Raw genomic sequence first — 12,765 nt, forward strand, 5'->3', positions numbered from 1 at the left:
GTAGTGTGGGAGTTCCCATGTGAGAGTAGGACATTGCTAGGCTTCTATTTAGAAAAACCCGTAGCTGATGTTACGGGTTTTTTGCTTTCTGACGTTTAAAAATACAGTATTTATACCGTAGAGCAGTAGCGCAAACAGTAGTGTGACTTATGTTCGACAGGCCCATGTGAGCCTAGGACATTCTAAGCTCCTAATTAAGAAAAACCCGTCACTAACGTAACGGTTTTTTTGCTTTCTGACGTCTGAAAATACACCATTTATAACTAATTAAGTAGTGACGCCAACGGTAGTGTGACTTATGTTCGACATGCCCGTGTGAGAATAGGACATTCTACGCTTCCAATTAGAGAAACCCGTAGCTGATGGTACGGGTTTTTTGCTTTCTGGTGTTTAAAAAAGACAAAATCCATAACTAGCATGGACTGATAACAAGGGTAGTGTGACTTGTATTCGACATGCCATGTCAGAGTAGGATATTTTGCTGTTTGTTCTATGATAAACCTATATCTTTTATTAGCTTAATAGTTACAATATTGAAAAAGTTTTAATAGGTCTGATTAATGCGCTACTTAATATATTTATTTTCCTCTGTATTGTTGTTTACATTTCAAGTGAATTCTTATGAATTCGTCCTTGAAAAATCACCAAGTATTAATAAACTTGTAGATTTTAAAGCAAGTGACTTATGTCAAGTCACTGAAAATACAATGGATTATATAGGAAAGGTTCCTAGTGATAAGTTTGCAGTACACCCAGGGACAGTATTTAACAATAAAATTAGTATGCAAGATATTGAACAAACATTGGCGTTTATCTGTACAACTTATCGTGATGACGTTCAAGCAAAACGACAGAGTCGCCTACACGATATAGCATTTGTAAAAGAGAATTTTAATTTTTTTCGTTGGCTCCCTGATACACAGACAGCACAACTCATTGCAGATAAAAGTACCAATGAAGTTAAAAGTCGATTACTAAATAGTATTCCAAAAGATAAAATTTTTCTTACTAAATATTATACAAAACTATTAGATGCCAGTACCGTTAAAACCACTAAATATAATCAAGCTTTGTATGCCTTACCGACTGATGAGGAAGGTCTTTCATTAGAGCAAGCTGAAAACCAAAACGAGCAATTGATAAGGTATAGGTATACTCGACAAAATATTATGGCAGGAGCCTTATCAGATAATACAGCGGTTAAACCTCTAATTTGGTTATCTGAAGAAGCATTACATGATGTTTTGTTACAAGGTACTGGCGTGGTAAACGTCGGTGGAAAAGTTCGTTACTTTAATGTTCACCGTAATAACGGCATAGCTTATGATTATGCACTAGGAAAACGAGAGCAAGCAAGATATTGGTACTTTATTGAGGTCCCTAGCATTATGGGCTATGGCCAAAAACAAGAGGATAAGATAGCGTTAAAATCTCAAGTAACGTTTGCTGGCAATGTAAAGCAGCTAGGGTTGGGTAAACTCTTTATGGTTAGCTATGACCGTAATAATGAAAATATATCACGTATCGGTGTTCTAGCTGATCAAGGTGGAGCGTTCGATGATAATTTATTCCAATTAGATATGTTAGTAGACAGCTACAAAGGTTGGAGTGATTATCACCAAGGTAATAAACATTTACCCGACTACGCTAAGGCTTGGTTAATGTTACTAAAGTAAATAAAGCTCATGCGACAATAAAAAACAGCATTAGCGAGTCTTTTATCTAAAATGCTTGCTGTTATATCTTCAAGTGTAGCTTTTATACTAGGGATGGCTGGTAGTCTATAGGGACATGATTCAGTACTTACTTTCTTTTAAGCTTATATTGATTATTCAAGTAAACTGGACGGCGAAGAGATTAACTTGATTACAAACATAACATATATCAATGCTACCATTTATAGGATACCCAGTATTTAGTATAAACATTGATCGTTATCAAACACAAACGAAAGACTTAATGATAATCGTTTGTATTACGCTTTAATTATAAAAAACTCTCTCTACAAAATTTGACGGACATGAAATTCATGATGAAGAAAACCTTAATTGCTTCGGCACTTGTTGGATTATTTACTAGTTCGGCTGTTCTTGCAAATAACGATACTGAAGAATTACGTAAAGTTATTGCACAGCAACAAAAAGTATTAAAAAACTTAGAAGAACGTTTAGACGAAACAGAGCAACGTCTTGAGGCTACTGCTGACCAAGTTGAATCAAGCTCGACGGCAAGCTCATTTGCTAAAACGACCATTGGTGGCTATGGCGAATTACATTACAACAACTACGAAGATAAAGATGCAAAAGTTGATTTTCATCGCTTTGTTTTATTTTTTGGCCATGAATTTAAAAACAAATTACGTTTTTTCTCTGAGTTTGAATTAGAGCATAGCATTGCTGGCGAAGGGCAATATGGTGAAGTTGAGCTAGAGCAAGCTTATGTAGAGTATGACTACAGCGATACAATAACAACCAAAACAGGCTTATTTTTAGTGCCTGTAGGTATTATTAATGAAACGCATGAGCCACCAACTTTTTACGGTGTTGAGCGCAACGGCGTTGAAAAGAATATTATCCCAGCCACTTGGTGGGAAGCGGGTGTTGCAGGGAATTTTAAATTAGCTCCAGGCTTAGCCGTTGATGCTGCTATAACAAGTGGTTTAAATGTAGGGAATGATTATAAAATCAGAGGCGGACGTCAAAAAGTTTCTAACGCTTCAGCTGAAAACTTAGCCTACACTGGTCGTATTAAATATACCGCTATTCTAGGATTAGAGTTAGCGGCAACTGTTCAGTATCAAACAGATTTGACTCAAAGTGCCGCTGGTGTTGACGATGCTGCTGCGATATTAATTGAAGCTCATGCTATTTATCAAGTTAATAACTTCACCGTTCGCGCACTATATGCCGCTTGGAATATTTGCGGTAAAGAAGCCAAAGCATTAGGTCGAGATGAGCAAACAGGTTGGTATGTAGAACCTTCATATATGTTTAATGAAAAGATGGGCGCTTTTGCTCGTTATGCTGAATATAATAATGAAGCAGGTGCTAGTTCTTCTGATGCTGTTGAATCAACCAGCGTAGGTATCAATTATTATTTACATGAAAATGTTGTACTAAAAGCTGATTTTGAAGAATTAAGTGGTTCAAATGACTCGCAAGGCTTTAACTTAGGTTTTGGCTACCAGTTTTAATTTTATTTACTTATCGCAAACTTGCGTTAGGTTATAATTCACATGGAAGTGAATGAGCATAGTTGGCTCATTCACTTTTGCGTTTAAACAAATTTATTTATCATCAAGGGTGACATGTGGTTAAAATTATATTCACTTTCTTAGTTATACTTAGTTTGCAAACTCCGGCATTTGCGAATGGTATTTATCAAACAGCTAAGCAGTTTATTAGCAGTTCTTTTAATGGTGAATCACCAAAATCTAAAGCGCTATGGTTGTCAAATGATGACAAAGTGGCAATTAGTGATATTATGAGCCATGAATATAACCGTTTACGCGTAAGGTACTGGAAGCAAGAAAATGCAACGGTTTGGGTGCTTGAAGAAATAGGTAAAGAACAACCTATTACAATTGGTGTTCATATTAAAGACGAGCAGGTAGTTGACCTTAAAGTCCTTGTTTATAGAGAGTCCCGTGGTGATGAAGTTCGACATGACTTTTTCACAAATCAGTTTAAGTCAGCCTCACTTACTAAAGAAAATATGCTTAATCAGCATATTGATGGTATAACAGGCGCAACCATGTCGGTACGCGCGCTAACTAAAGTTGCACGTTTGGCATTGTGGTTAAATAAAAAGGTAAACGTTTAATTTTTACCGGTAATAAGTTTATTTAGATAGGTCTAACGTATCCCAATGATAAATAAAAAATCAGCATATTTAATTCGTAATCGTGTTGTTCGTCATCTGCGAAAATGGCATCGTCAACTGGGTATATTCGCCGCATTCTTCCTGATTTTTCTTTCTATTTCTGGTATTGCTTTAAACCATACCTCATTTTTTTCTTTGTCAGATAAATCAATCACTAGCTCGATGCTACTTAATCATTATGGAATTAAACCCCCGAGTGATATTCGTTTTTATCAACAAAAAGAATGGTTAATCACTGACCAGCTTATCTGGTTAAACGATCAAGTGGTTTTTCAAAGTGATACGCCTGTTATTGGTATTAGTCGCTTTCAATCATATCTATTGTTGGTTACTACAAACCAAGTTGTTATTTTTACTGACGAAGGGCAGATTATTGATAAAATCGACAGTTCTAGTGATTTACCTACGCCTATTTCAGCATTTAGCATTATTGGTGATCAGCTTGTTTTAAATACACCAGAGGGTTATTTTCAAGGAGATAGTGATTTCTTTGAATGGCAAAAGATCACTACACTGATTGAGCCTTCATGGGTGGAAAGTGCTTCTGCGACAGAAAATGAGTTGGTTGTGGCGAACAAAAAATTCCAATCGCAGTTTCTAAACTGGGAAAGAGTGATTCTTGATGCTCACTCTGGGCGATTATTCGGTAACTTAGGTGTTTGGTTTATGGATATTGTTGCTTTGATGCTTATCTTACTTTCAGTGAGTGGTATTTATATTTGGCTAAAGTTTACTCATAAAAAACGTTAATATTACCCTTAGTGAGTGTCTAACCCCAGACTTATTAACGCTAATTAAGGTCTGGTCTATTTATAAATAGCTGAGCCTTTTTAGCTATTGTTGGTTAAGTATTCTTTACTCTTTACTCTTTGGGCTGAAGTAAAGCTGTTAACTCTTGTTGATACTTTTCTTTTTTACTTTCAGAAAACCCAACATGAGCACTAACCACTTTTCCTGAACGGTCAATGATGTAGCTGCTAGGCATGCCTTTTAGTTTAAACTTACGGGCAACTTTGCCTTTAGGGTCATAAAAAACGGTGAAATTAGCTGGAACTTCTGCCAAAAATTCATCTGCTAATGCTTTATTGTTATCAACGTTAACACTGATAATAGTTAAGCCTTGCTGTTTATATTGCGCTTGTATTTCGTTCATCCACGGGAATGATTGTCGACAAGGACCACACCAAGATGCCCAAAAATCTAAATAGATCACTTGTCCTTTGTGATCAGCAATTAATTTATCAAAATTTTGTAATACGTTTTCCTGCGCTATTGGCTGAGCAAAACTTACCGTTGTAAAACAAAAACTGGTCAGGACAGTGAATAATAATGGAATTAATTTTCTAGAGTTCATAGTATTTTACTTTGCAGAGTTTTTCTTATTAGAACACGGATATTTAATGAGGTGAAGTGTGATAGTTATAAAACGATAATTGTATTTTTAATGATGAGTAAGGTAAATTGCACGCAATACTTTATCTTTTAGACATACTTATGAAAATACTTTTACAGATCAGCTCCTTGTTCATTACTTTTATTTTATCATCGAGCATAGCGAACGCTTCAGCAGATAAAACACCCGAGCAACTTGAGCACGACAAATGGCTGAAATTACGTTTTAGTGCTCAACATGAGCGCTTGATACCGGTAGTTGCGGTTGCAGATATGTTTTTTGCTTGTGACCAAGCTAAAAATAGCGGTAATGCTAATTATCAAGTAAAGGAGCTTGTTGAAGACATGGACCGAAATTTACTGGCTGAAAAATTAACGGCTTGTTTAGCGGGAGCAACAACAAAGTCTGATATTGCCTTGAATTATGGTTTGCATGGCTGTTTTTCTGAGCAATTATCAAGTTTACCAGCGCAGCAGAAGTTAGACCAAATGGCGGTGGTAACGGCAAGTATTTCAACGTTAAGCCGAGAAGAAAGGCAAAAAAGCTTTACTCGTTGTGTTACTGATCAAAGTATTAGCTATTTAAAGTAATTGCAGAGCCATCCGTTAAAGTTAAGAGCACAAAGTTAAGTGCCCCTTTCTTAATTCAATAAGTTAGCCGGCGAAAATTGGTCGGTTAATAACTTGGTCTTTTCTGGCCAGTCTTGTTCGATACTGATTGCTGTCATTTGTTGGCTGATCTTTAATAAATCAATATTGAAAGGTGTTAAACGTGTATGTAATTTTTTTGCTCGCTGATTAATTAATTCAATACTTGGCAGTTGTCCTTTGGCGGCTAAGATAATGCGATTACTATTTTTATAGTTTCGTACATTGTAAAAATCGCCAAATACTGCCTTATAGGTAGCCGATTCATGTGCATATAAATCACTGACTGAAAAAGTATTAGCACTTAATACACCTTCTGGGCTAAGTAAATCTTTAGCCTCTTGTAAAAACTCTTGCGTTAATAAGTGCTCAGGAATGTAATCACCGTTAAACGCATCAAGAATTATCCAATCGTATTGTTGTTTTCTGATCAGCGCGCGTTTAATAAAAATTCTACCATCTTGTATTACCGATGAAACAGCTTGGTTTTCGAGGAAGCCAAAATATTGCCGAGCAACTTTTACAACCGCAGGGTCTATTTCAACATTGATAATTTTACTGGTTGGGTAGAGTTCTTGAAGGATGTTTGACATAGTTCCGCCACCTAAACCCACAATAAGAATACTTTTAGGCTGCTCAATTAATAGCAAACCGGAAAAGAGTAATTTTGTATAATTAAAGACTAAACGTTGAGGGGCAGTTTTATAAAAGCAGCTTTGATTCGTTTTAGTTGTTTTCACATTGAATTTCAAACAACGTAAATCACCTTGATCATCAACCAATATATTTCGATATAATGAACGCTCTTGGTGAACAACTTCTGCGCTTGTGCTATTAACAAATAGACAACTCAGGATAAAAATAGTTAATATTGAATAATTAAGCTTACTCATTTGCAACACCTACGGTATTAAAGCTAACTGATTTCATCGATTTATTTAAAACAATAGCAATAAGTCCCAATAAGGCTAATATCGAGCTAAACACCATAATAATACTGTTGACTTCAAAAAAGAGCACCAAATAAAATGAAGTAAGAATAGTACCTAATGCGCTGCCTAGTGTGGAAACAAAATATAGCTTTCCAGCGATTTGACCGCTCTTATCTCGGTCAGTTACTAATAAGCGGACCGAGTAAGGGGAGATCATTCCTAAAATAATGGTAGGTATAAAGAAGAGCGCTGTACAGGCGAGTAAAGAGCCATAGCGAGAATCTTCAACATTTAAAAAGATGAGTTCCATTATTGTTGTTGACCATAAAGCAACGGGCAAAACGGTAATACCTGCTAATACAAAGATAAAACCATATTTTTTCAATGAAGCATTTTTTGTTGACAGCTTACCACCAGCCAAATAGCCAAACGATAAACTCAGCATAAACACAGTAATTATACTGCCCCAAATATGCACACTACTGCCAAAAAAAGGAGCAAGTATTCTGCCACCTAATAGTTCAATGCCCATTATGCAAAAACCGCTACAAAAAGCGAGTAGGTAAATGAATGGGTTTTGCCATGATGGCTGAGGTTGGGTATCCGTCATTTAGGGTATCAGTAATATTGTCTATTAAGTAAAGCTATCTTAACGACAAAAGGCGCGATATACCAAGTCAATTTGATAGGTAGCCGTTCAACCTGAATTTCAATTGCATTCTGAAACTTCAAGTTAAACGGAGGTAAACACCTTTTGGGTTTGTTAAAACTTATTTACGCTTTTTAGCTGCTTGCTTCTCGAGTAAAGGTTTTAAGAACCTGGCGGTATGTGATGTCTTGTGTTTAGCGACCTGTTCCGGTGTACCAGAAACCAATATTTCTCCACCACCAGAACCACCTTCAGGACCTAAATCAATAATCCAATCAGCTGTTTTTATCACGTCTAAGTTATGCTCTATCACAACAACAGTATTGCCATGGTCACGCAATCGATGGATAACATGCATCAGTTGTTTGATGTCGTGAAAATGCAAACCTGTGGTTGGTTCATCAAGAATATAGAGGGTCTTACCGGTATCACGTTTGGATAGCTCTTTTGATAATTTAACCCGTTGTGCTTCACCACCTGAAAGGGTAGTGGCCGACTGACCTAATTTTATATAACTTAAACCAACATCCATTAACGTTTGTAATTTACGATTAATAGCTGGGATGGGGGCAAAAAAAGTTAACGCGTCTTCAATTGTCATATCAAGCACTTCATGGATGCTCTTACCTTTATATTTTACTTCTAATGTTTCGCGATTATAACGTTTTGAATTACACGCATCACAAGGAACATAAACGTCAGGTAAGAAATGCATTTCAACTTTAATTAATCCATCGCCTTGGCAAGCTTCACAACGCCCGCCTTTTACATTAAAGCTAAAGCGTCCGGGTTTATACCCTCTTGAACGTGACTCTTGAGTCGCAGCAAAAATTTCACGAATAGCAGTAAATATACCCGTATAGGTTGCAGGGTTTGAGCGTGGTGTTCTTCCTATGGGACTTTGGTCAATGTCGATAACTTTATCAAGTAAATCTAAACCGATAATTTCTTTATATGGTGCCGGTTCTTGTGTCGTCGCACCATTTAAGGCAATGTGAGCAAGTTTAAATAGGGTATCGTTAATTAAGGTCGACTTGCCTGAACCTGAAACACCGGTTACACAGGTCATTAGACCATTAGGTATAATTAAATCAACATTCTTTAAGTTATTACCGGTTGCGCCTTTTAGTTCAACGACATTGTTTTTATCAAAAGGCACACGAACCTTAGGTATCTCAATACCTTCTCGCCCTGAAAGGTATTTACCCGTTAGTGAATTTTCACAGGCTAAAATATCATTTACATCACCTTGAGCAATGATTTCACCACCATGAACACCGGCTCCAGGGCCAATATCAATAACATAATCGGCGGCTCTGATGGCGTCTTCATCATGTTCAACCACGATCACGGTATTGCCTAAATCACGTAAATGGATCAAGGTTTTTAATAAACGTTCGTTATCGCGTTGATGTAACCCAATTGATGGCTCGTCTAGTACATACATTACGCCAACTAAACCAGCACCTATTTGGCTTGCTAAACGAATACGTTGTGCTTCACCACCTGATAAGGTCCCAGCAGCGCGTGATAAATTCAGGTAATTTAAGCCAACATTAACTAAGAAACCTAAACGTTCACACACTTCCTTAAGAATTTTTTCTGCAATTTGTGCTTTCTGACCGGATAAATTTAAGTTTTCGAAAAAGGCTAGGGCGTCAGAAATAGCAAGCTCGGCAATATCCGTTAATGGTGTATCAGCAATAAAAACATTACGCGCTTCAAGGCGTAAACGACTGCCATTACAATCAGGACAATGTTGGCTATTTAAGTATTTTGATAATTCGTCACGAACGGCATTAGATTCTGTTTCACGGAATCGTCGTTCCATATTATTAATTATGCCTTCAAACGGGTGCTTACGAATAACGACATCACCACGGTCATTCATATATTTGAATTCAATCTCTTGTTTACCACTACCACGAAGGATTAAATCTTGATCACTCTTGGATAATTTTTCAAAAGGTTTATCAAGGGCAAATTTATAATGATCAGACAGTGCTTGTAGCATTTGAAAATAGTAAAAATTACGTTTGTCCCAGCCACGTATTGCACCACCCGCTAAGCTCAATTCAGGATTAGTAATAACACGAGCAGAGTCAAAAAACTGTTGATTACCTAAGCCATCACAGGTTTTACAGGCACCTGCTGGATTATTGAATGAGAATAATCGCGGCTCAAGTTCTTGCATGCTATAACCACACTTTGAACAAGCAAAATTAGCTGAAAAGACTAATTCTTCCCGATCAGGTTCATCCATAAAGGCAACTTTAGCGGTACCCGCGGTTAAACTTAATGCGGTTTCAAAAGATTCAGATAAGCGAAGTTGAATATCGTCTCTTACTTTTAAGCGGTCAACAACCACTTCAATCGTATGTTTTTTGTGAAGTTCTAATGTTGGAGGATCAGATAAGTCACAAACCTCGCCATCTATTCTAGCTCGAATATAACCCTGAGATGCGAGGTTCTCGAGTAATTTAACATGCTCACCCTTTCGGCCTTGTAATACAGGTGCAAGCACCATGACTTTAGTACCTTCTTCAAGCGCTAAAACCTTATCGACCATTTGTGAATTTGTTTGTGCCGCTAAAGGTTGATGATGGGTCGGGCAACGTGGTTCGCCAACACGGGCATAAAGTAGTCGTAAGTAATCGTAAATTTCGGTAATAGTACCCACAGTAGAGCGTGGATTATGCGACGTTGATTTTTGTTCAATAGAAATTGCCGGCGATAAGCCTTCTATGTGATCGACATCAGGTTTTTCCATCATCGATAAAAATTGACGAGCATAAGCCGAAAGTGACTCGACATAGCGTCGCTGACCTTCTGCATATAAAGTATCAAAAGCGAGTGAAGATTTACCTGAACCCGAAAGCCCAGTAATAACGACTAATTTTTCTCTAGGAATATCTAAGCTGATGTTTTTAAGGTTATGCGTTCTAGCGCCACGTACTTCAATGTTTTTCATAAATATCCACTCTAATAAGTTTCTCCGAATGTGCACAAACTCAATAGATTTGCTATCGCTATTTCACATAAAGTTTGAAACAAGTATTATTGCATAATTACTCGGAAATAATCAGTAATAATCTCTGTTTTTGTTCAGGACTTTGTCGTGCTACTATAGCGCGAATTTTCGCTTTTTTATGACACGTTAAATAGAGAGCCTCATGAGTACGAAAGGTTTAAACAGTATTGAGAAGAAAGCCGCATTTTCTTTAGCCGCCGTTTTTGGCTTGCGTATGCTTGGGCTTTTTATGATTTTGCCAGTGTTTGCTATTTATGGCGAGCAACTGATCGGCTTTAGTCCTATTTGGATAGGCTTAGCTATTGGAGCATATGGCCTAACCCAAGCTATGCTGCAAATACCTATGGGGATACTGTCTGATAAATACGGCAGAAAACCGATCATTTTAATTGGTTTAGTTATTTTCTTTTTAGGCAGTGTTGTCGCCGCAATGTCTGACACTATTTATGGCGTTGTTTTTGGCCGAGCATTACAAGGTACCGGCGCTATTGCAAGTGCGGTATTAGCACTGGCCGCAGATTTGAGTCGAGAAGAGCAACGACCCAAAGTTATGGCAACTATTGGTATGTTTATTGGCTTATCGTTCACGCTTGCTATGGTTTTTGGGCCTATAGTTGCGCAAGCGTTTGGGCTGAGTGGTTTGTTTTGGTTTACGGCATTATTAACCATTTTAGCTATGGTCATGATTCAGTTCATGGTACCAAACTCAGTAAATAAAGCGCCAAAGGGCGATAGTGTCGCTTTACCGGAGCAACTCAGTAAGCTTATTCGTAATCCCGAACTATCACGTTTAAATTGGGGAGTATTTATTCTTCATATGGCGTTAACGGCTTGTTTTATTACTTTACCTAAACAGTTTGTTGCCAGTGGTTTAGCGCTAGAGCAACATTGGCAATTATATTTACCCGCTTTGTTAGGTTCTTTCTTTTTGATGGTACCTTTTATGATTGTTGCGATTAAAAAGCAAAAAGAAAAACAGATGTTATCGGCGGCTATCTTATTACTGGCAGGCTCGTTATTACTGTTGTGGTATTTACCGCTTGGTTTTTGGACGTTAGTGCTATTGGTGGTGATGTTTTTTACTGCCTTTAATTATCTAGAAGCAACTATGCCATCTATTTTGTCTCGCATTGCTCCGGCTGGTGTAAAAGGCAGTGTGATGGGTATTTATTCGAGTAGTCAATTTTTAGGTGCTTTTACCGGTGGTATTATTGGCGGCATTATTGCCAGCCAATTTGGGGAACAAGCGATATTTTTAGTAATGTCATTGATCACTTTATTATGGTTTTTTGGTGCTATAAGCATGAAACCACTGCAAAAATCAAAAAGTTATACTTTCACGACTAGCATTGATTGCCAAGAAAAAGCCAATGAAGTCGCCGAAAAATTAATTGAGTTACCTGGGGTTATCGAAGCGATATTGGTGCAAGAAGAATCGGTTGTTTACCTCAAGGTTGATGATAAAGTGGTGAACTTGGCTGATATCAAAGCTGCCTTGAACCCATAGTGACAAACCATATGCTGAATTTGCTTATCCCTTATAGGCAAGCTCAGCAGAGACAAAACTTTTAAATATCACTATTAATAAATGCCACTATTAATAAATGCCACTGACCAGGTAAAATTGTTTATTAGTGCCTATTGTTAGCGCAACATCATCATCAATAGACTTACCTATTAATGCTTTTGCCATCGGTGAGTTTGGTGTAATAACGGTATAGGGCTTTGTATTTAACACGCCTTGAAATCCTCCTGCGGCCGGCGCAATAAAAAACCATTTATCTTCACCTTTTTCTGGTGTTATCTGTACTAAGGCACCTATTGAAACAGGTGTTTTTTCGTCAAAGTTGTAAATAACAAACCGTTTAATGGCTTGTTTAGCTTGTTGAATATCATGGACACGTCTAGATTGACCTTCCGCTAAATAGCTAGCCTCAATGGCAAGCGTATCGTATTGAGTTTCTGCGACTGACTGATCATCAGTGGCGGCTAAGTGAGCATTATTTGCTGCTGCTTTTATCGCGGACAATTCTGCTGATAAATGGGCAAGGATATCGTTAATTATAATCTGTTTTTTCATCATACTCAGCATACTTGCTTGAAATTTTTAGTAAATATATTTTTGATCTGACAGCTGTCAAAATAGTACTTGAATTTATCGTTATAAACGTCTACTTTATAATGATAATAACTGGTTTGACCATAAAAATAATCCCGAAAAAGTGAACTAC

The 12,765-nt window shown here is 37.3% G+C and carries 11 protein-coding genes; 6 read left to right on the forward strand and 5 right to left on the reverse strand.

Going from position 1 to position 12,765, the window contains the following annotated elements; translation table 11 throughout:
* The first annotated feature begins 560 nt into the window (after positions 1–560).
* The 4 genes from H4J66_RS05200 (at position 561) to H4J66_RS05215 (ending at position 4,632) form a co-directional block, all read left to right on the forward strand.
* Complete coding sequence (locus H4J66_RS05200) at positions 561–1,676, forward strand: MltA domain-containing protein (protein WP_182171422.1); 1,116 nt, start codon at positions 561–563, stop codon at positions 1,674–1,676.
* Positions 1,677–2,032: 356 nt separating this feature from the next.
* On the forward strand, positions 2,033–3,193 hold the full coding sequence (locus H4J66_RS05205) for a porin (protein WP_182171487.1): 1,161 nt from the start codon (positions 2,033–2,035) through the stop codon (positions 3,191–3,193).
* Between the two features lie 116 nt (positions 3,194–3,309).
* Positions 3,310–3,822 carry an FMN-binding protein gene (locus H4J66_RS05210; RefSeq protein WP_182171425.1) on the forward strand — a complete coding sequence of 171 codons (513 nt, stop codon included), beginning with the start codon at positions 3,310–3,312 and terminating at the stop codon, positions 3,820–3,822.
* A 45-nt stretch (positions 3,823–3,867) separates the two neighbouring features.
* On the forward strand, positions 3,868–4,632 hold the full coding sequence (locus H4J66_RS05215) for a PepSY-associated TM helix domain-containing protein (protein WP_182171429.1): 765 nt from the start codon (positions 3,868–3,870) through the stop codon (positions 4,630–4,632).
* 112 nt (positions 4,633–4,744) lie between these two features.
* Here the strand turns inward: H4J66_RS05215 and H4J66_RS05220 are convergent, their stop codons facing one another.
* Positions 4,745–5,236 carry a TlpA disulfide reductase family protein gene (locus H4J66_RS05220; RefSeq protein ID WP_182171432.1) on the reverse strand — a complete coding sequence of 164 codons (492 nt, stop codon included), beginning with the start codon at positions 5,234–5,236 and terminating at the stop codon, positions 4,745–4,747.
* 140 nt (positions 5,237–5,376) lie between these two features.
* Between H4J66_RS05220 and H4J66_RS05225 the strand changes: the two genes are divergently transcribed.
* Positions 5,377–5,865 (forward strand): hypothetical protein, encoded by a 489-nt coding sequence (locus H4J66_RS05225; RefSeq protein WP_182171435.1) that lies wholly within the window; start codon positions 5,377–5,379, stop codon positions 5,863–5,865.
* A 50-nt stretch (positions 5,866–5,915) separates the two neighbouring features.
* Here the strand turns inward: H4J66_RS05225 and H4J66_RS05230 are convergent, their stop codons facing one another.
* From H4J66_RS05230 to uvrA, 3 genes are all read right to left on the reverse strand, one after another.
* Positions 5,916–6,815: a spermidine synthase gene (locus H4J66_RS05230; RefSeq protein ID WP_182171438.1), complete on the reverse strand. Its 900-nt coding sequence runs from the start codon at positions 6,813–6,815 to the stop codon at positions 5,916–5,918.
* Positions 6,808–7,464: a fused MFS/spermidine synthase gene (locus H4J66_RS05235; protein WP_182171441.1), complete on the reverse strand. Its 657-nt coding sequence runs from the start codon at positions 7,462–7,464 to the stop codon at positions 6,808–6,810. The genes H4J66_RS05230 and H4J66_RS05235 overlap by 8 nt, the downstream gene beginning before the upstream one ends.
* A 160-nt stretch (positions 7,465–7,624) precedes the next feature.
* On the reverse strand, positions 7,625–10,474 hold the full coding sequence (gene uvrA, locus H4J66_RS05240) for an excinuclease ABC subunit UvrA (RefSeq protein ID WP_182171444.1): 2,850 nt from the start codon (positions 10,472–10,474) through the stop codon (positions 7,625–7,627).
* 202 nt (positions 10,475–10,676) lie between these two features.
* Between uvrA and H4J66_RS05245 the strand changes: the two genes are divergently transcribed.
* Positions 10,677–12,041 carry an MFS transporter gene (locus tag H4J66_RS05245; protein ID WP_182171447.1) on the forward strand — a complete coding sequence of 455 codons (1,365 nt, stop codon included), beginning with the start codon at positions 10,677–10,679 and terminating at the stop codon, positions 12,039–12,041.
* 90 nt (positions 12,042–12,131) lie between these two features.
* On the opposite strand, the gene H4J66_RS05250 is transcribed toward H4J66_RS05245, so the two are convergent.
* On the reverse strand, positions 12,132–12,617 hold the full coding sequence (locus H4J66_RS05250) for a GreA/GreB family elongation factor (RefSeq protein WP_182171450.1): 486 nt from the start codon (positions 12,615–12,617) through the stop codon (positions 12,132–12,134).
* Positions 12,618–12,765: the final 148 nt, after the last annotated feature.

Origin of the sequence: Colwellia sp. MB3u-55 (assembly GCF_014076785.1) — a bacterium.
Lineage (GTDB): Bacteria > Pseudomonadota > Gammaproteobacteria > Enterobacterales > Alteromonadaceae > Colwellia_A.